Annotated in this window: 17 protein-coding genes; 14 read left to right on the top strand and 3 right to left on the bottom strand. The window is 64.9% G+C overall.

Annotation, left to right across the window (positions count from 1 at the left end):
* Positions 1-159 precede the first annotated feature (159 nt).
* A complete protein-coding gene (gene deoD, locus GT748_RS07595) occupies positions 160-870 on the top strand; it encodes a purine-nucleoside phosphorylase (RefSeq protein ID WP_044992808.1) in 711 nt (236 codons plus the stop codon).
* A gap of 74 nt (positions 871-944) precedes the next feature.
* Here deoD and GT748_RS07590 read toward each other — a convergent pair whose 3' ends face one another.
* Genes GT748_RS07590 through GT748_RS07580 form a run of 3 tightly spaced genes read right to left on the bottom strand, consistent with a single transcriptional unit; the run spans position 945 to position 4,725 of the window.
* Complete coding sequence (locus GT748_RS07590) at positions 945-1,601, bottom strand: redox-sensing transcriptional repressor Rex (protein WP_021659909.1); 657 nt, start codon at positions 1,599-1,601, stop codon at positions 945-947.
* A gap of 14 nt (positions 1,602-1,615) precedes the next feature.
* On the bottom strand, positions 1,616-2,779 hold the full coding sequence (locus GT748_RS07585) for an isocitrate/isopropylmalate family dehydrogenase (RefSeq protein ID WP_021659908.1): 1,164 nt from the start codon (positions 2,777-2,779) through the stop codon (positions 1,616-1,618).
* Positions 2,776-4,725: an aconitate hydratase gene (locus tag GT748_RS07580; protein ID WP_161222328.1), complete on the bottom strand. Its 1,950-nt coding sequence runs from the start codon at positions 4,723-4,725 to the stop codon at positions 2,776-2,778. Before GT748_RS07580 ends, GT748_RS07585 begins: the two co-directional genes overlap by 4 nt.
* Positions 4,726-4,995: 270 nt before the next feature.
* On the opposite strand from GT748_RS07580, the gene GT748_RS07575 reads away from it, so the two are divergent.
* The 13 genes from GT748_RS07575 (at position 4,996) to GT748_RS07515 (ending at position 18,437) form a co-directional block, all read left to right on the top strand.
* Positions 4,996-5,844: a ClpP family protease gene (locus tag GT748_RS07575; RefSeq protein WP_242861756.1), complete on the top strand. Its 849-nt coding sequence runs from the start codon at positions 4,996-4,998 to the stop codon at positions 5,842-5,844.
* Positions 5,841-6,038, top strand: a complete 198-nt coding sequence (locus tag GT748_RS07570) for a YlzJ-like family protein (RefSeq protein ID WP_073260959.1) — start codon at positions 5,841-5,843, stop codon at positions 6,036-6,038. Before GT748_RS07575 ends, GT748_RS07570 begins: the two co-directional genes overlap by 4 nt.
* Before the next feature lie 186 nt (positions 6,039-6,224).
* Positions 6,225-8,690: an FtsK/SpoIIIE family DNA translocase gene (locus GT748_RS07565; RefSeq protein WP_243148046.1), complete on the top strand. Its 2,466-nt coding sequence runs from the start codon at positions 6,225-6,227 to the stop codon at positions 8,688-8,690.
* An 82-nt stretch (positions 8,691-8,772) separates the two neighbouring features.
* Entirely contained in the window at positions 8,773-10,719 is a 1,947-nt protein-coding gene (locus tag GT748_RS07560; RefSeq protein WP_021659902.1) for a YgiQ family radical SAM protein, read from the top strand.
* The gene (locus GT748_RS07555) at positions 10,665-11,639 is read left to right on the top strand and encodes a ComEC/Rec2 family competence protein (RefSeq protein WP_052537657.1); all 975 of its coding nucleotides are present in this window, start codon (positions 10,665-10,667) and stop codon (positions 11,637-11,639) included. The genes GT748_RS07560 and GT748_RS07555 overlap by 55 nt, the downstream gene beginning before the upstream one ends.
* Positions 11,640-11,643: 4 nt before the next feature.
* Positions 11,644-11,859 (top strand): DUF3006 domain-containing protein, encoded by a 216-nt coding sequence (locus GT748_RS07550; RefSeq protein ID WP_021659900.1) that lies wholly within the window; start codon positions 11,644-11,646, stop codon positions 11,857-11,859.
* 123 nt (positions 11,860-11,982) lie between these two features.
* On the top strand, positions 11,983-12,306 hold the full coding sequence (locus GT748_RS07545) for a hypothetical protein (RefSeq protein WP_044992801.1): 324 nt from the start codon (positions 11,983-11,985) through the stop codon (positions 12,304-12,306).
* Between the two features lie 249 nt (positions 12,307-12,555).
* Positions 12,556-13,395 (top strand): fumarate hydratase, encoded by an 840-nt coding sequence (locus GT748_RS07540; RefSeq protein ID WP_021659897.1) that lies wholly within the window; start codon positions 12,556-12,558, stop codon positions 13,393-13,395.
* A 1-nt stretch (position 13,396) separates the two neighbouring features.
* Positions 13,397-13,960 (top strand): Fe-S-containing hydro-lyase, encoded by a 564-nt coding sequence (locus GT748_RS07535; RefSeq protein ID WP_021659896.1) that lies wholly within the window; start codon positions 13,397-13,399, stop codon positions 13,958-13,960.
* A 28-nt stretch (positions 13,961-13,988) separates the two neighbouring features.
* Positions 13,989-14,972 carry a GntR family transcriptional regulator gene (locus tag GT748_RS07530; RefSeq protein ID WP_161222327.1) on the top strand — a complete coding sequence of 328 codons (984 nt, stop codon included), beginning with the start codon at positions 13,989-13,991 and terminating at the stop codon, positions 14,970-14,972.
* Between the two features lie 212 nt (positions 14,973-15,184).
* Positions 15,185-15,598: a methylaspartate mutase subunit S gene (glmS, locus tag GT748_RS07525; protein WP_021659894.1), complete on the top strand. Its 414-nt coding sequence runs from the start codon at positions 15,185-15,187 to the stop codon at positions 15,596-15,598.
* Between the two features lie 15 nt (positions 15,599-15,613).
* The gene (glmL, locus tag GT748_RS07520) at positions 15,614-17,002 is read left to right on the top strand and encodes a methylaspartate mutase accessory protein GlmL (RefSeq protein WP_021659893.1); all 1,389 of its coding nucleotides are present in this window, start codon (positions 15,614-15,616) and stop codon (positions 17,000-17,002) included.
* Positions 16,986-18,437, top strand: a complete 1,452-nt coding sequence (locus GT748_RS07515) for a methylaspartate mutase subunit E (protein WP_021659892.1) — start codon at positions 16,986-16,988, stop codon at positions 18,435-18,437. The genes glmL and GT748_RS07515 overlap by 17 nt, the downstream gene beginning before the upstream one ends.
* The last annotated feature ends 50 nt before the right edge of the window (positions 18,438-18,487 follow it).

Genomic DNA, 18,487 nt, shown 5'->3' with positions numbered 1-18,487 from the left:
CTGCCGCCCCTGCAGAGGGAGGGGGGAATATACACAAATTTTCCAGTGAAAATGCACGGGAACGCCAAATCGCGGCAAGGCAGATTGCCACCGGCAGAAAAGAACGGTATCATGGAAAAAAGCGCCGTGAGGCGCAGCCGAAAGGGGTTGTCTGTTGACATGAGCATGCACATTGCCGCAAAGGCGGGGGAGATCGCCCCCAACATCCTCCTCCCCGGGGACCCGATGCGGGCCAAGCACATTGCCGAGACCTATTTGGAGGATGCCGTCTGCTTCAACGAGATCCGGGGGATGTACGGCTACACCGGCACCTACAAGGGGCAGCGGGTGTCGGTCATGGGGACCGGCATGGGGATCCCCTCCATCCTCATCTACGCGACCGAGCTGGCCCGGGATTACGGCTGCAAAAAGATGATCCGCCTGGGGACCGCCGGCGCCTATTCCGAAAAACTGAAGGCCCTGGATCTGGTCCTCTCCCAGGCGACCAGCACCACCTCCGCCATCAACGACCACATCTTCCCCGGCCACTACGCCCCCTGCGCCGACTTTGAGCTGCTGGACAAGTGCTACCACATCGCCAGGGAGAGGGGACTGCCGGTCTATGTGGGCAACACCATCTGCAACGACCACCTCTACATCGACAACAAGGAGGAGTACAAGAAGGTCTGGGCCGACTACGGGGTCATCGCCTCGGAGATGGAGGGGGCGGGCCTTTACACCGTGGCCGCCCGCTACGGGGCCAAGGCCCTCACCGTCATGTCCATCGTCGAGACCTCCTTCAAGCCGGGGGCCAAGGGCGTCTCGGCAGAGGACAAGGAGAAAAACCTCAAGGACATGATCTTGCTGGCGCTGGACACCGCCATCGACTGACGGCAAAGAAAAAACAGGTGCGAATCCGTTCGCACCTGTTTTTTTGCGCCCTGCTGGCAGGGGAGGGAAGGGGCTTACTTTTCCCCCTCGTCCTCCTCCGGCCTGTTGTGGGTCACCTGGTAGCAGAGGGTCAGCAGGCTGTCCCCCAGATGGACGTTTTCCACCACCACATCGCTGTGGTCGACCCGCAGGTCGTAGTGGCTGAAGTTCCAAAACCCGGTGATGCCCAGATCCACCAGTTGGGGGGCCACCTTGGGGGCCGCCGTCTTGGGGATACAGAGGATGGCGATGGTGGGGTGGTTTTCCCGGCAGAAGGTCTCCAGCTCGCCGGTGGAGCGCACCGGCAGGCCGGCGATGATCTCGCCCGATTTCTGGGGGTCGGAGTCGAAGATCCCCACCAGGCGAAAGCCCCGCTTCTCAAAGTTCATGTGGGCGGCGATGGCGCTGCCCAGGTTGCCCGCGCCGATGAGGATGGTGTCGTGCATGGTGTCCACGCCGATGATCCGCCCGATTTCCCGGTGGAGCTGTTCGATGTTGTAGCCGTAGCCCTGCTGGCCGAAGCCCCCAAAACAGTTGAGGTCCTGGCGGATCTGCGAGGCGGTGAGGTTCATCTTCTGGGACAGCTCCTTGGAGGAGATGCGCCCCACCCCGTTTTGCAGCAGGTCCCCCAGGAAGCGATAGTAGCGGGGGAGCCGCCGGATGACAGACAGGGAAACGCCGTTCTTTTTCACAAAAACACCCCGTTTTACAGCGACTGGATGGTGTCCATCACATAGTTGCCGAATTCTTCGCAGGTGCAGCCGGTATCGCGGCCGGTGCAGTGCATCTTCTTCTCTTCAAACATGCAGATGTCCAGCGCCCGCTCCAACTTGTCCGCCTCGGCCTGGTAGCCGATGTGGGAGAGCAGCAGGACGGCGGCCCGCAGCATGGAACAGGGGTCGGCGTAGATGTCCCGCCCCTCCTTCACCATCCGGGGGGCGGAGCCGTGAATGGCCTCGAACATGGCGTAGCGCTTGCCCAGGTTGGCGCTGCCGGCGGTGCCGACGCCGCCCTGGAACTCGGCCGCCTCGTCGGTGATGATGTCGCCGTAGAGGTTGGGGAGGACGAAGACCCGGAAGTCGCGGCGGCGCTTTTCGTCCACCAGCTTGGCGGTCATGATGTCGATGTACCAGTCGTCGGTGGCGATCTCAGGGTATTCCTGGGCCACCTTCTGGCAGATTTCCAAAAACTTGCCGTCGGTGGTCTTGATGACGTTTGCCTTGGTGACGATGGAGACCCGGCCCTTGCCGTTTTTGCGGGCGTAGTCGTAGGCCAGCCGGGCGATGCGCTCGGTCCCCTGGGTGGTGGTGACGGTGAAGTCCACCGCCAGGTCCTCGTCCACATTGACCCCCAGCGAGCCCAAGGTGTAGGCGCCCTCGGTGTTCTCGCGGAAGAAGGTCCAGTCGATGCCCTGTGCGGGCACCTTCACCGGACGGACGTTGGCAAAGAGGTCGAGCTCTTTGCGCATGGCCACGTTGGCGCTTTCGATGTTGGGCCAGGGGTCGCCCTTGCGGGGGGTGGTGGTGGGCCCCTTGAGGATGACGTGGCAGGCCTTGAGTTCGGCCAGCACGTCGTCGGGGATGGCCTTGTTCTGGGCCACCCGGTTCTCGATGGTCAGCCCGTCGATCTCTTTAAAGACCACCCGGCCGGCCTTCACCTGGTCTTGCAGCAGGTAGGAGATGACCCGCTGAGCCTCGTGGGTGATGCGGGGGCCGATGCCGTCGCCGCCGCAGACGCCGATCACGATCTGGTCGAGGCCGCTGTAATCGACAAAGTCGCCCTGCTCCTTCATCCGCTGGATGCGCTCCAACTGGCCCTGTAAGACCTTGGCAAACTGTTCGGTTGCGGAGACCATTTTTTCTTCCATCATCTCATTGCCTGCCTTTCGCTCATTTTTTTGGTGTAGTCCAGCAGCCCGCCGCAGAGGAGCATCTCCACCTGCCGTTCGGACAGCTCCGCCCGCACCGCAAACTGGGTGCCGCGGGTGTTGTTTTTGACGGTGAGCCGGCCGCCCTCTTTCAGGGCGTCGATCAGCCCGACGATCTCCAGCTCGTCGCCGAGGGAGAGGGCCTCGTAGTCCGCCGCGTCGGCAAACTCCAGGGGGAGGATGCCGGCGTTGACCAGGTTTGCCTTGTGGATGCGGGCAAAGCTCTGGGCGATGACCGCCTTGACACCCAGGTAGAGGGGGGCGAGGGCGGCGTGCTCGCGGGAGGAGCCCTGACCGTAGTTCTGGCCGCCGACGATGATGCCGCCCTGTTTTTCCTTGCAGCGGGCGGGGAATTCGGGGTCGCAGGCGGTGAAGCAGAACTCGCTGATTTTGGGGACGTTGGAGCGGTAGGGGAGGACCTTGGCCCCGGCGGGCATGATGTGGTCGGTGGTGATGTTGTCCCCCACCTTCAGCACCACCTCTTTTTTCAGGTGGTCGCAGAGGGGTTCGGTCTTGGGGTAGGGCTTGATGTTGGGGCCGCGCACCACCTCCACCGCGCCGGCCTCTTCGGGGGCGGCGGGGGCGACCAACAGGTTGTCGTTGACCAAAAAGCGGGCGGGCATCTCGATCCCCCCCAGGGCGCCGATTTCGGTGGGGTCGCTGATGACTCCCTGCAGGGCCGACCAGGCGGCCGTCTCGGGGCTGACCAGGTAGACCTGGGCGTCGGCGGTGCCGCTGCGCCCCTCAAAGTTGCGGTTGAAGGTGCGCAGGGAGACCCCGCCCGACTTGGGGGACTGGCCCATCCCGATGCAGGGGCCGCAGGCGCATTCCAGCACCCGGGCGCCGGCGGCGATCATATCGGCCAGGGCGCCGTTTTCCGCCAGCATGGTAAAGACCTGCTTGGACCCCGGGGAGATGGTGAGGCTGACATTGGGGTGCACCGTCTTCCCCTTGAGGATGCGGGCCACCTTGAGCATGTCGTAGAGGGAGGAGTTGGTGCAGGAGCCGATGCAGACCTGGTCCACCGGGATGCCGCCCAGCTCCCCGACCGGCTTGACGTTGTCGGGGCTGTGGGGGCAGGCGGCCAGGGGCTCCAGCGCCCCCAGGTCGACGGTGAGCACCCGGTCGTAGCGGGCGTCGGCGTCGGGGGCGAGGGGGGTGAAATCCCCCTCGCGGCCCTGGGCGGCCAAAAACTGGCGGGTGATCTCGTCGGAGGGGAAGATGGAGGTGGTGGCCCCCAGCTCGGCGCCCATGTTGGTGATGGTGGCCCGCTCGGGCACGCTGAGGGTGGCGACCCCCTCGCCGGCGTACTCGATCACCGCGCCGACGCCGCCCTTGACCGACAGTTCCCGCAAAACGGCGAGGATGATGTCCTTGGCGGAGACGCAGGGCCGCAGGGCCCCGGTGAGTTCCACCTTGATGACCCGGGGCATGGGGATGTAGTAGGCCCCGCCGCCCATGGCCACTGCCACGTCCAGCCCGCCGGCGCCGATGGCCAGCATGCCGATGCCGCCGCCGGTGGGGGTGTGGCTGTCCGAGCCGATGAGGGTCTTGCCCGGCACGCCGTAGCGCTCCAGGTGCACCTGGTGACAGATGCCGTTGCCGGGGCGGGAGAAGTCCACCCCGATCTTTTTGGCCACCGTCTGGGTGTATTTGTGGTCGTCGGCGTTTTCAAAGCCCGACTGCAGGGTGTTGTGGTCGATGTAGGCGACCGATTTTTCGGTCTTGACCCGGGGGATGCCGATGGCCTCGAATTCCAAATAGGCCATGGTCCCGGTGGCGTCTTGGGTGAGGGTCTGGTCGATTTTCAGGCCGATCTCGCTGCCGGGCGCCATGTCGCCTGACAGCAGATGGGCGGAGATGATCTTTTCCGCGAGATTCTGTCCCACAAGCATCGTCCTTTCTGTGTTTTCCCCTATGTACTTTATAAAATAAGAAATCATGTACAAGTATAATCCCTCACCCCCTGTATTGTCAATTGGTTAACGATTACAAAATGAATTTCTGAAAATCAAATCCTGCAAAAATATCGGCCAACACATATCCCCAGCAAATCGGGAGAAAATAGATAAAAACAAGTGAGAATACCGACTTTGCGGACAGGACCGCCCAGCTGGCGGGTAAAAAATTTGCATAAAGTCAGAAAGGCGGAGGCATTTTTGAGCGAGAAAAACAAAAAACAGCAATCTTTGGTGAGCGGGGAGGAGCCGGCGGAGGAGGCGCAGGAGACCCAGGACGCCGCCCAGGCACAACAGGAACAGGCGCAGATCCTGAACATGGGGTCGGTGACGGTGCAAAAGGGCAGCTATACCATCCACTGTCTGACCATCATCGGCCAGATCGAGGGGCACTTCATCCTGCCGCCCCAGAACAAGACCACCAAATACGAACACGTCATCCCCCAACTGGTGGCCATTGAGGAGCGCGACGACATCGACGGGCTCATCGTCATCCTCAACACCGTGGGGGGCGACGTGGAGGCGGGCCTCGCCATTGCCGAATTGATTGCCGGGATGGAAAAGCCCACCGCCTCCCTGGTGCTCGGCGGCGGCCACTCCATCGGGGTGCCGCTGGCGGTGGCCGCCGGGCGCTCCTTCATCGCCCCCAGCGCCACCATGACCATCCACCCGGTGCGGATGAACGGGCTGGTGCTGGGGGTGCCCCAGACCTTTTCCTACTTCGAGCAGATGCAGGACCGCATCCTGAATTTTGTGGCTGGCAACTCCCGCATCGGCAAGGAGCGGTTCAAGGAGTTGATGATGACCACCGGCGAACTGGTGATGGACGTGGGGACGGTGCTGGACGGGGAGCGGGCCACCCAGGAAGGGCTCATCGACGAGCTGGGCGGCCTCAAAGAGGCCATGAACTACCTCTACCGGGAGATCGAATCCCGCCGCAAAGACGCGCCCGAGGGCGGGGAGGAGACCAAAAAAGAGCCGGCCACCCGCAAAAAGGGGAAAAAAGAGGAGAGCGCCCCCGCAAAAACAGGGAAGAAGGCGAACAAATGATTTTACACACCCCGGTCCCTTGTGGTATGATAATGGAGACTTTGGCCGCCGCCCCGCCGCCGGAATACTGCCGGTCGGGCGGCCAGCTCTGCCAGGTGTCGGGCGGCCGGGTGGAGCGGCTGATCTCCACCGACCCCAACGCCTTTTTAGAGCCTGGATTTCAGCCCGGCGCCCCCCTGGCGCCGGACCGCTGATCCGGTCTTTCCCGCCGCCCCGCCCGCCGGGAGCGGCCTACATAAAAACGGGTTTTAAAGGGCCGCCGGTCCCCTTTTTGGCCGGCTGGGTGGGACAGGCCCCCGCTTTTTGTGCGGGGCCCGAATAGCAAACGATTTGCCCCCTCTGCGCCAGCGCAGGGCAGGGGCTTGATTTGAGGAGTTTTCATGGCAACGAAGCGCACAACCGGAAAGCGGGCGGCCCCCAAGTCGGGCGCCGCCCAGAAAAACAAACTCTTTCGCCAGCAGATGGCGGCGGTCATCGCCTTTGCGGTGGGGCTGCTGCTGACCTTTTTGGCCCTGGTGAGCGGGCTGAATGTCTGGAATGCCCTGCACAAGTTCCTCTTCGGCCTCTTTGGGCTGGCGGCCTACCTGGTGGGGCCTTTGGTGGTCTACATATCCGGCTCCTCGGCGCTCAAAAAGCGCTCGATCGTCAAACCCATGCTGATGGGGGCCCTCTTTCTGGCCTTTCTCTGCGGGGCCATCCAGCTCCTCTTTGCCCCCGAACTGTTGGGCAACAACTTCTTTGACAAATTTCTCAACCTCTACGCCATGGGGGCGGCCAAGCGGGGCGGCGGCCTCGCCTTCTGCCTGCTGGGCTGGCCGCTGCTGTCCATGTTCGGCAAGACCGGTGCCGTTCTCACCATGGGGATCGCCGCCTTCGTCATTTTGATGTTCATCAGCGGCAAGACCCTGTTGGACCTGCACCAGAGCGTGCAGAAGCCGGTCCGCCAGGCAAAGGAGATGGTGGCCGAGCGGATGCAGCGGGGCGCGGCCAACATCGATGTGGACATCGGCGGCCCCCGCCCCATCGACATCCCCCTGGGGCCCGACGAGGAGCGCCCTGCCCCCCGGCGCAAAAAGGAGAAGGCGGCCCCCGCCCTTCCCCCGCAGGAGCCGGAGGAGGCCCTGCCCCTGCCCGACCCCGCCCGCCGCCAGGAGGACGAGGATGCTCTTGACGCCCTGGTGCAAAAAATCGTAAACGGCGGCGCTCCCGCCCCCCAAAAGGAGGAGCTGGACCCCGCCGAGATCTTCACCTTTACCGCCCCCGACATCAAGCCCGCCTCGGCCGTCGTCCCCGACGGGGAAGAAGAGGCGCCCGCTTCCGAAGGGGAGGGGGAGGAGGGAGAGCCCTTTGCCGCCCCCGAGGAGGAAGAGGAGGAGACCCCCGCCTACAACTACCCCTCGGTGGGGCTGCTCGATCCGCCCCCCGCTGAAAACAACCGGGACATCTCCCGCGAGCTCAAGCAAAACGGGGAGCGGCTGGTGGACACCCTCAAGAGCTTTGGGGTGCAGACAAAAATCATCAACATCAGCCGGGGGCCGGCGGTGACCCGGTACGAATTGCAGCCCAACGCCGGGGTCAAGATCAGCAAGATCACCAATCTGGCCGACGACATCGCCCTCAACCTGGCGGCCTCCGGCGTCCGCATCGAGGCGCCCATCCCCAACAAGGCGGCGGTGGGCATTGAGGTGCCCAACAAGAACACCAGTGTGGTGGGCATCCGGGAGATGCTGGACTCCCCGGCCTTCCGGGATGCGGGCAGCGCCCTCTCGGTGGCCCTGGGCAAGGACATCGCCGGCAACGTCAAGATGGCCGACATCGGCAAGATGCCCCACGTGTTGATCGCCGGCGCCACCGGTTCGGGCAAGTCCGTCTGCATCAACTCCATCATCCTGAGTTTGCTCTACAAGTCCTCCCCCGAGGAGGTGCGGCTGCTGATGGTCGACCCCAAGGTGGTGGAGCTGGGGGTCTACAACGGCATCCCCCACCTGCTGGTCCCGGTGGTCACCGACCCCCACAAGGCGGCCGGCGCCCTGGGGTGGGCGGTGACCGAGATGCTCAACCGCTACAAGCTCTTTGCGGCCAACAACGTCCGCGACCTGGGCGGCTATAACAAGCTCTGCGAGAGCCGGGGGGAGAAGCCCCTCTACCGCATCGTCATCATCATCGACGAGCTGGCCGACCTGATGATGGCCGCCCCCGGCGAGGTGGAGGACAGCATCTGCCGCCTGGCGCAGATGGCACGCGCCGCGGGGATGCACCTGATCATCGCCACCCAGCGCCCCTCGGTGGACGTGATCACCGGCGTCATCAAGGCCAACATCCCCAGCCGCATCGCCTTTGCCGTCTCCAGCCAGGTGGACTCCCGCACCATCCTCGACGGGGCGGGGGCCGAAAAGCTGCTGGGAAGGGGAGACATGCTCTACTTCCCGGTGGGGGCCTCCAAGCCCACCCGCATCCAGGGCTGCTTTGTCACCGACGAGGAGATCGAGCGGGTGGTCGAGGCCATCAAGCCCGACACCCCCAAGACCTATGACGAGCAGATCATCGAGGAGATCGACAAGCAGGCCGCCGCCGAAAAGGGCAAGGGCTCAAGTGGCGGCAGCGGGGAAGAGGGGGACGACATGCTCCCCGACGCCATCGAGGTGGCGGTGGACGCCGGCCAGATCTCCACCTCCATGCTGCAGCGCAAGCTGAAGCTGGGCTATGCCCGGGCCGCCCGCATCGTGGACGAGATGGAGGAGCGGGGGATCATCGGCCCCTTTGAGGGCTCCAAGCCCCGCAAGGTGCTCATCAGCCGCCAGCAGTGGCTGGAGATGTGCGCCAACCAGGACGCCCTCGAGCACTAGAGAAAAAGGACAGTACGGCAGGCAGGGGGTACCCCTCTGCCCGCCTTCTGCTGTGCGGCACCGCCCGCCGGAAAGGACACCCATGAACGATTTTCTGCCCATCAGCCGCGCCGAGATGGAGGAGCGGGGCTGGACCCAGCCCGACTTTGTCTACATCTGCGGCGACAGCTATATCGACCACCCCAGTTTTGGCTGCGCCATCATCACCCGGGTGCTGGAGAGCGCCGGCTACAAGGTGGCGATCCTCTCCCAGCCGGATGTGGAGGAGGACGCCCCCTTCACCCAGTTCGGCCGGCCCCGCCTGGGCTTTCTCATCTCGGCGGGGAACGTGGACTCGATGGTCAACCACTACACCGTGGCCAAAAAGCGCCGCACCACCGACTTTTACACCGCCGGCGGGGTGATGGGCAAGCGCCCCGACCGGGCCACCATCGTCTACTCCAACATCGTCCGCCGCCTCTATCCCGAGGCGCCCATCCTCATCGGCGGGGTGGAGGCATCCATGCGCCGCTTCGCTCACTACGACTACTGGGACAACGCCGTTCGCCCCAGCATCCTGCAGGACGCAAAGGCCGATCTGCTCCTCTACGGCATGGGGGAACACCAAATCGTCGAGGTGGCCGACCGCCTGGCGGCGGGGGAGCCGGTGACGGCCATCCGGGACGTGCGGGGCACCTGCTATTTTGCCGACCGGAGCGAGCTGCCCGACGGCTATGTGGAGTGCGCCAGCTTTGAAAAGGTGCGGGAGAACAAGCGCAGCTACGCCAAGGCCCAGGCCATTCAGTACAACGAGTGCGACTGCGCCACTGGCCACCTGCTGGTGCAAAAGCACGGCGACCGGGTGCTGGTGGCGACGCCCCCCTCCCGCCCCCTGGCGAGGGAGGAGCTGGACCGGGTCTATTCGCTGCCCTACCAGCGCACCTACCACCCCGTCTACGAGGCGCTGGGCGGGGTGCCCGCCATTGTGGAGGTGGAGTTCTCCATCATCCACAACCGGGGCTGCTTCGGCGGCTGCAACTTCTGCGCCATCGCCGTCCACCAGGGGCGGCACGTCACCAGCCGCTCGGCCGAGTCGGTGCTGGAAGAGGCGGAGCGGATGACCCACAACCCCCGCTTCAAGGGGTATATCCACGACGTGGGGGGACCCACCGCCAACTTCCGCGGCCCCTCCTGCGACGGGCAGCTGGAGCGGGGGATGTGCAAAAACGGTCGCAAGTGCCTGGCCCCCACTCCCTGCCCCAAACTCAAGGTCGACCACCGGGAGTACGACGACATCCTGGAGCGGATGCGCCGGATCCCCGGCATCAAAAAGGTGTTTGTCCGCTCGGGCATCCGCTTTGATTACCTGAACCTGGACAGGGACCAGACCTTTTTTGACCACCTGGTGAAATACCACGTCTCCGGCCAGTTGAAGGTGGCCCCCGAAAACTGCAGCGACCGGGTGCTGCGGGCCATGGGCAAGCCGGGCATTGCCAGCTACCGCAAGTTCCAGCGGGCCTTCTACCAAAAGACCAAGCAGATCGGCAAGAAGCAGTACCTGGTGCCCTATCTCATGAGTTCCCACCCGGGCAGCGGGCTCAAAGAGGCCATCGACCTGGCCCTCTTTTTGAAGGAGGAGGGGCTGCGTCCCCAGCAGGTGCAGGACTTTTACCCCACCCCCTTCTCCATCTCCACCTGCATGTACTACACCGGGATGGACCCCTTTACCCTGGAGGAGATCTACGTGGCCACCGACCCCCACGAAAAGGCCATGCAGCGGGCGCTGATCCAGTACTTCCTGCCCCAAAACCAGCAGTTGGTGCTGGAGGCGCTCAAGCGGGCGGGCCGCTGGGACCTCATCGGCTTTGGGCCCGAGTGCCTGGTCAAGCCCGACGCCAAGACCGCCGCCGCCCTGCGGGCGCGCCGGCAGGCCCAGGGGGAGAAGCGGGGCCAGAGCAGGCGGCCAGCCGGCCGCCAGAAGGGAGGGCGTGAGCCGTGGCACAGCGCAAAACCGTCCGCAGGACGACCAAAAAGCAAAAAGAAAAGATAAAAAAGGCCCTGTTGGGGGTGCTGGTCAGCCTGGTGGCCCTGGTGCTGGTGGTGCTGGGGGTGGATCCGGAGTGGCTGGGCGCCATCCCCGGCGGGAACGACCTGTTGACCAGCCTCGGTCTCTCGGACATCTCCATCCCCGAGGGGGAGGCATCGGTCCACTTCATCGACGTGGGGCAGGGGGACGCCTCCCTCATCCTGGTGGACGGGCACGCCGTCCTCATCGACGGGGGCGAAAACGACAAGGGCGACACGGTGGTGAACTACCTGAAAAACCAGGGGGTGGAAAAGCTCGACCTCATCGTCGCCACCCATCCCCATTCCGACCACATCGGCGGGCTGGACGTGGTGATGGCCGCCATCCCCACCGACACCCTGCTGATGCCCCGCCTGCCCCAGACCCAGCTGCCCACCACCAAGACCTACAAAGACCTGCTCACCCAGGCGGCCGAGAGCCAGGTCAAGGTGGTGTATAGCGAGCCGGGACAGCAGCTCACCTACGGCGACGGCCGGCTGACGGTGCTGGGGCCGCTGGAGGGGTATGACGATTTGAACGACACCTCGGCCGTGGTCCTCTTTCGCTACGGCAGCCAGCGCTTCCTCTTTACCGGGGACATGGAGACAAAGGCCGAAAAGGACCTGCTGGAGGGGTACGGGGCCGGGGAGATCGGGGCCCAGGTGCTCAAACTGGGGCACCACGGCAGCAGCACCAGCACCTCGGCGGCCTTTTTGGACAGGGTGGACCCCGAGATCGCCGTGGCCTGTGTGGGGGCGGGCAACTCCTACGGCCACCCCCACCAGGAGACGGTGGACCTGCTGGCCAATCGGGGCGTCCGCTTTTTGCGCACCGACCTAAACGGCACCATCGTCTTTTCCACCGACGGCAGCAATCTGGATGTCGTCTGCCAGAAGGGGGAGTGAGGGGATGTTTTACAGCGTGGACCGAATCGAGGGCCCCCTCGCCGTCTTGCAGGACGACGAGGGCGAAAACCGCACCGTCCCCCTGGCGGAGCTGCCGGAGGGCCTGCGGGAGGGGGACGTCCTCTGCCGGGAGGGGGAGAGCTGGCGCCCCGCCCCGGAGGAGCGGGACCGCCGCCGCGCCGAATTGCAGGCGCTGCTGGACCGGCTGACCGGAAAATAGCGGATGTGGGAGGGAGCAGGTTTTCTGCTCCCTCCCTTTTTGTCGCTGGTTTTTGTCGGGAGAGGTGCTATAATGAAAGGGAAAAGGGACGCGGTCTGTAAAGGGAGAGGGGAGGCGGCTCGGATGGAGAGAAAACCGCTGCAAAAACAGCCGGACAGAGATTTTTTGCAGTTTGCCAGGTGGGTGTCGGGCGCCCCCTTTTTCGGGCTGGCCGCCGCCTGTGGGGCCGCCGCCGTCTTGCTGCTGCGGGGCGGGGAGTGGTCGCTGTCCACAGCCCTCTACCTCGTCGTCCCCCTGGCGGGGATGCTGGTGCTCTACGGCGTTTTGGCGGCCGTCGCCAAGGCCTGGTACGGCCTGAAGATCCCCCTTCTCCCCCGGGTGCTGCGGCTGCCCGCCCTGCTCCTGGCGGCGGCGCTGGTTGCCCTCTGCATTGCCCTGGCCCGCTGAAAAGAGGGGAGAGGGCGGAGCGATGGGAGCAAACGAAAAAAAGAAATTCTCGCCGCCGGCCTTTTTAAGAAAAGGGCCGGCGGCTATTTTCTTTTCTTCCCCCTGTTTTTTCGCCGGGGGCTTGCAATGGAGAGAGATTGTGATACCATAGAGGTAAATTGAACTATATCATTTCGACAGAGGCAGCCCTGAAAAGGGAAGGGCCGCCCTGCCGTCTGCGCCGGGGCGCAGCGAAAGGAATGGGATTTTATGAGAGAGATCGAAGCCGCCCGGATCACCCAGGTGGTCAAGCGCCTCTGCATCGAGGCCAACTGCCGTCTGCCGGAGGATGTGCAGGAGCGCATCCGCGCCTGCCGCGCCTGCGAGGACGGGGAGACCGCCTGCGGCATCCTGGACAAGATCATCCAAAACTACGAGATCGCCGGGGCCGAGGGGGTGCCCATCTGCCAGGACACCGGCATGGCCTGCGTCTTTTTGAAAATCGGGCAGGAGGTCCACATTGCCGGCGACCTGCGCGCGGCGGTGGACGAGGGGGTGCGCCAGGGGTACGCCGAGGGGCGGCTGCGCAAATCGGTGGTGCGCGACCCGCTGGACCGGGTCAACACCGGGGACAACACCCCGGCCCTCCTCTACTGCGAGCTGGTGCCCGGCGAACAGATCGAAATCACCGTGGCCCCCAAGGGCTTTGGCAGCGAGAACATGAGCCAGATCAAGATGCTCAAGCCCTCCGACGGGCTGGACGGGGTGCGCGACTTCGTGTTGCAGGTGGTGGAGGACGCAGGACCCAACCCCTGCCCCCCCATCGTGGTGGGAGTAGGGGTCGGCGGCAGCTTTGACAAGGCCGCCCTGCTGGCCAAACAGGCCCTGATGCGGCCTCTCGACCAGCGCAGCCAAAGCCCCTTCTACGCCGGGCTCGAGGAGGAGCTGCTGGAAAAAATCAACCAAAAGGGGATCGGGCCTCAGGGCTTTGGGGGCAAGACCACCGCCCTGGCCGTCAACATCGAGACCATGCCCACCCACATTGCCGGGCTGCCCTGCGCGGTGAACATCAACTGCCACGTGACCCGCCACAAGACGGAGGTGCTTTGAGATGGAGAAGAAGATCACCACCCCCCTGACCCGCGAGGCCGCCCGCCAGCTGCGCTGCGGCGAGAGCGTCCTCATCAGCGGGGTCATCTACACCGCCCGCGACGCCGCCCACAAGCGGCTGGTGGAGCTGGCCGAAAAGGGCGGGCCCCTGCCCTTTGATATCGAAAACGCCACCATCTACTACGTGGGCCCCACCCCCGCCAAGGAAGGCCGCCCCATCGGCTCGGCCGGCCCCACCACCAGTTACCGGATGGACGCCTATTCCCCCACCCTCATCGCCCTGGGCGAGACCGGGATGATCGGCAAGGGGAAGCGGGGCCCCGAGGTGATCGCCGCCATGAAGGAGCACGGCGCGGTCTACTTTGGAGCCATCGGCGGGGCGGGGGCCCTGCTGGCCCGCTGCGTCAAGAAGGCCGAGATCGTGGCCTACGAGGACCTGGGGGCCGAGGCTGTCCGCCGGTTGGAGGTGGAGGATTTCCCCGCTGTGGTGGTCATCGACTCCACCGGCAAAAACCTCTATGAGACCGGGCGGGCGGAGTACCTGGCCACCCGCGACGGAAAGTGAGACAGCGAAAAGGGGGAGGAGGACGCCCATGGAGATAGAGCTCAGGCAGGGGAGCCAGGTCCCCGTCTACCGCCAGATCGCCGAGGCCGTCGCCGGCCAGATCGCCGAGGGCCGGCTGGCCCCCGGCGACAAACTGCCCACCGTCCGCCAGCTGGCCGAGGAGACCGGCCTGGCCCAGGGGACCGTCAAGCACGCCTACGACGAGCTGGAAAAAGAGGGGCTCATCGAGATGGTGCAGGGCCGGGGGACCTTTGGCCGGGGGCGGGAGGAGAGCGCCTCCGGCGGCCGCAAGGATTTGGCGATGGCGGCCATCGACGCCCTGCTGGACCGGATGGAGGAGTTGGGCTTTTCCAGCCGGGAGAGCGAGATCTTCTTCTCCCTCAAGCTGCGGGAGCGGGAAGAGGGGTATGAGCAGGTGCGGCTGGCCCTGGTGGACTGCAACACCGAGGCCCTCTCCCAGATGGCCGACCAGCTCTCCCGGGTGGCGGACGTGGACGTCTACCAGTTCCTGCTGGACGACGTGCTGGACGCCCCCTACAAAATCGGCGACCACGAGGACTTGGTCATCACCACCTCCACCCACTTCCACCAGCTCTCCCAGGCGGTGGGAGGGCGCTGCCGGCTGGTGCGGGTGGTGCTCTCCCCCTCAAACCAGACCCTGACCGCCCTGGCCCGCGCCCCGGAGGAGGGGCGGGTGGGCATCCTCACCGCCAGCGACAAGTTCGGGCGGATCATCCGCCGCAGCTGCACCGCCCTGGGGATCGACGGCGGCCGGGTGGACGCTCGCCTCTTCGGCGAGGAGGGGGTGCGGTCCTTTGTGGAGGGACACCCCGTCCTCATCCTCCCCCCCAACTACAACCGCTTCTGCTCAAAGGAGGAGGGGGAGTGGGTGCGCGCCGCCGCCCGGGCCGGGCAGACGGTCATCCGCTACGACTACCTGGTGGACGGCGGCTCCCTCCTCGCCATTGAGGAGCAGATCGAAGAGGTGCGCCGGGGCAAAAAGGGCCGCTAAAGACGGTTTTAAAGAAAAAGAGGGAAATGAACTAGTTCATTTCCCTCTTTTTTTGCGTATAGATGGAGAAACATCCAAATTAGCCAAAAGAAAGCCGGGATTTTCTCCCTTATTCTCCGGAAAAAGGGAGGCGATTTGGTTGATTTATGATATATAACAATATGTATTATAGATATAGTTCAAATCAAATTTGCGAAAGCAAGGGGTGCGAAATGGAACAGAAAACTTTGGTCATCGGGGTGATCGGGGCGGACGTCCACGCCGTGGGCATCAAGATCCTCGACCACGCGTTCACCGACGCGGGGTTCAATGTCATCAACCTGGGGGTCATGGTCTCGCAGGAGGAGTACATTGCCGCCGCCATCGAGTCGGACGCAGACGCCATCGTGGTCTCCTCCCTCTACGGGCACGGCGAGCTGGACTGCCGGGGCCTGCGCCAGAAGTGCGATGAGGCGGGATTGGAGGGCATCCTCCTCTACGTGGGGGGGAACATCGTGGTGGGCAAGCAGCCCTTTGAGGACGTGGAGCGCCGGTTTTTGGCCATGGGCTTTGACCGGGTCTTTCCCCCGGGCACCTCGCCGGAGACTACCATCGCCTCCCTCAAAAAAGACCTGGGCGTCGAGTGAGAGGGTGAGGGAGCGATGCGACCGATCCTCTTGATCGACTTTGGAAGTACATACACCAAGGTGACCGCCGTCGACGTGGACGCGCCCGCCCTGCTGGGCACCGCCTCCAGCTACACCACTGTGCAGACCGACGTGGGGGAGGGGCTTGCGCGGGCGGTGGCGCAGTTGGAAGGGCAGACCGGCAAGCTGGACTACGCCGAGCGCTATGCCTGCTCCTCCGCCGCCGGCGGATTGCGGATGGTCACCTGCGGGCTGGTGCCCGAGCTGACGGCAGAGGCCGCCAAGCAGGCCAGCCTGGGGGCGGGGGCCAAGGTGGTGGGGGTCTACTCCTACCAGCTCACCGAGGACGACCTGGACGAGATCGCCGCCGCCCGGCCCGACATCGTCCTCCTCACCGGGGGGACCGACGGGGGGAACCGAGACTGCATCCTCCACAACGCGGAGATGCTGGCCGGGGTCCCCGGCGACTTCCCGGTGGTGGTGGCGGGGAACCGCGCCGCCGCCCGCGGCTGCCAGCGGCTGCTGGCCCAAAAGGAGACCCTGCTGTGCGAAAATGTGATGCCCCGCTTCGGGGTGCTCAACATCGAGCCCGCACAGCAGAAGATCCGCGACATCTTCCTCGACCGCATCATCCGGGCCAAGGGGCTCTCCCAGGCCTCGGAGCTGGTCTCGGGCATCCTCATGCCCACCCCCTCGGCGATGCTGGCCGCCATGACGTTGCTGGCCGACGGCCTTGAGGGGGAGCCCGGCATCGGCGAACTGCTGGCGGTCGACCTGGGGGGCGCCACCACCGACGTCTACTCCATTGCCAGCGGGATGCCCAAGCAGCTGGACACCGTCTACAAGGGGCTGCCCGAGCCCTACGCCAAGCGGACGGTGGAGGGGGACATCGGCATGCGATACAGCATCCACGGCATCCTCGAGGCCGCCGGGCTGGACCGGGTGGCCCAGCTGGCCGAACTCCCCCCCGAGACGGTGCGGCAGATGGTGGAGGACCTGGCCGCACACACCGACAAACTGCCCGACAGCGCGGCGGGCCGACAGCTCGATTTTGCCCTGGCGTCCCTGGCGGTGGAGACCGCTGTGGCCCGCCACGCCGGCACCATCGAGCAGACCTACACCCCGGTGGGGCTGACCTACGTGCAGACCGGCAAGGACCTGAGCGACGTGCGGCGGATCATCGCCACCGGCGGCGCCCTCATCCACGCCCCCCGGCCGGAGGAGGCGGTGCGGCACGCCCTTTGGAGCCCGGCCGACCCCATCTCCCTGCGGCCCAAACAGGCGCAGGTGTGGGTGGACAGACACTACATCCTGGCGGCCATGGGCCTGTTGGCCGAACACCACCCCAAAGCCGCTTTACAGATGATGAAGAGGGAGTTGACCTGCGATGGAAATTCAAAATAAGCGGATCGAAGACGGCGCCTTTCAGCAAATTCGCCAAGAGGTGCTGGGCCAGTGGCCCACCGGCAGGGAGGTGGACTTGCAGGAGGCCTTTGACTTTCACCGCAAGCTGCCCGAGAGCAAGGTGTTCTCCCGCAAGCTGAGCCAGGCAAAAAGAGAGGGGAAGACCCTCATCCAGCCCCGGGCGGGGGTCGCCCTCATCAAGGAGCACATCGAGCTGTTGACCTACCTGCAGGACAAGGGGGAGGCGGACCTGCTCCCCACCACCATCGACAGCTATACCCGGCAAAACCGCTATGAGGACGCCGAGAAGGGGATCGTCGAGTCGGCCAAGAGCCAGAAGTCGATGCTCAACGGCCTGCCGGCGGTCAACCACGGGGTGGCCGGCTGCCGCCAAATCATCCAGAGCCTGGACATCCCGGTACAGATCCGCCACGGCACCCCTGACGCCCGCCTCCTCACCGAGATCTGCTACGCCGCCGGGTTCACCAGCTATGAGGGGGGCGGCATCTCCTACAACGTCCCCTACGCCAAGAACGTGCCGCTGGAGCGCACCATCCTCGACTGGCAGTACTGCGACCGGCTCACCGGCCTCTACGAGGAGGCGGGCATCCCCATCAACCGCGAGCCCTACGGCCCCCTCACCGGCACCCTGGTGCCCCCCTGCATCTCCCACGCGGTGGCCATCATCGAGAGTTTGCTGGCTGCCGAACAGGGGGTCAAGAACATCACCGTGGGCTACGGCCAGTGCGGCAACCTGGTGCAGGACGTGGCCGCCATCCGCACCCTGGAAGAGCTGACCGACGAGTACTTGGAGAAGTACGGCTACACCGATGTGGAGGTCACCACCGTCCTCCACCAGTGGATGGGCGGCTTCCCGCAGGACGAGGCCAAGGCCTTTGGCGTCATCTCCTGGGGGAGCGCGGCCGCGGCCCTGGCCAAGGCCACCAAGGTCATCGTCAAGACCCCGCACGAGGCCATGGGCATCCCCACCATGGAGGCAAACGCCCAGGGGCTGCGCTGCACCAAGCAGGTCATCTCGATGCTCAGCGACCAGACCCTCACCGCCGCCGGGCTGGAGGAGGAAAAGCAGATCATCGCCGCCGAGACCCGCTGCATCGTCGACAAGTGCTTTGAACTGGGCGGGGGAGACATCGCCCTGGGGGCGGTGCGCGCCTTCCAGGCCGGGGTGCTGGACGTCCCCTTTGCCCCCAGCCGCTTCAACGCCGGCAAGATGCTCTCGGCCCGGGACAACGACGGGGCCATCCGCATCCTGGACGCGGGGGCCGTCCCCCTCTCGCCCGAACTGGTGGACTACAACCGCAAAAAAATCGAGGAGCGGGCGGCGTTTGAAAAGCGCAAGGCGTCTTTTCAGATGGTCATCGACGACGTCTACGCCATCTCCAAAGGCCGGCTGGTGGGCCGCCCCTGGAGATAGGGCAGAGCGGGCAGAAAAACGCGACAGACAGCTGAGAGCAGGAGGAATAT

The organism is Bittarella massiliensis (ex Durand et al. 2017) (assembly GCF_009876955.1).
Classification (GTDB): Bacteria; Bacillota; Clostridia; order Oscillospirales; family Ruminococcaceae; genus Bittarella; species Bittarella massiliensis.
Note: the sequence above shows the minus strand (reverse complement) of the source record. Positions and strands in the feature narration are given on the sequence as shown.

Excerpts from the sequence above, each read along its gene's own strand:
- deoD (WP_044992808.1), top strand. The coding sequence starts at position 160 with ATGAGCATGCACATTGCCGCAAAGGCGGGGGAGATCGCCCCCAACATC.
- GT748_RS07585 (WP_021659908.1), bottom strand. The coding sequence starts at position 2,779 with ATGATGGAAGAAAAAATGGTCTCCGCAACCGAACAGTTTGCCAAGGTC.
- GT748_RS07570 (WP_073260959.1), top strand. The coding sequence starts at position 5,841 with ATGATTTTACACACCCCGGTCCCTTGTGGTATGATAATGGAGACTTTG.
- GT748_RS07565 (WP_243148046.1), top strand. The coding sequence starts at position 6,225 with ATGGCAACGAAGCGCACAACCGGAAAGCGGGCGGCCCCCAAGTCGGGC.
- GT748_RS07560 (WP_021659902.1), top strand. The coding sequence starts at position 8,773 with ATGAACGATTTTCTGCCCATCAGCCGCGCCGAGATGGAGGAGCGGGGC.
- GT748_RS07550 (WP_021659900.1), top strand. The coding sequence starts at position 11,644 with ATGTTTTACAGCGTGGACCGAATCGAGGGCCCCCTCGCCGTCTTGCAG.
- GT748_RS07545 (WP_044992801.1), top strand. The coding sequence starts at position 11,983 with ATGGAGAGAAAACCGCTGCAAAAACAGCCGGACAGAGATTTTTTGCAG.
- GT748_RS07540 (WP_021659897.1), top strand. The coding sequence starts at position 12,556 with ATGAGAGAGATCGAAGCCGCCCGGATCACCCAGGTGGTCAAGCGCCTC.
- GT748_RS07535 (WP_021659896.1), top strand. The coding sequence starts at position 13,397 with ATGGAGAAGAAGATCACCACCCCCCTGACCCGCGAGGCCGCCCGCCAG.
- GT748_RS07530 (WP_161222327.1), top strand. The coding sequence starts at position 13,989 with ATGGAGATAGAGCTCAGGCAGGGGAGCCAGGTCCCCGTCTACCGCCAG.
- glmS (WP_021659894.1), top strand. The coding sequence starts at position 15,185 with ATGGAACAGAAAACTTTGGTCATCGGGGTGATCGGGGCGGACGTCCAC.
- glmL (WP_021659893.1), top strand. The coding sequence starts at position 15,614 with ATGCGACCGATCCTCTTGATCGACTTTGGAAGTACATACACCAAGGTG.
- GT748_RS07515 (WP_021659892.1), top strand. The coding sequence starts at position 16,986 with ATGGAAATTCAAAATAAGCGGATCGAAGACGGCGCCTTTCAGCAAATT.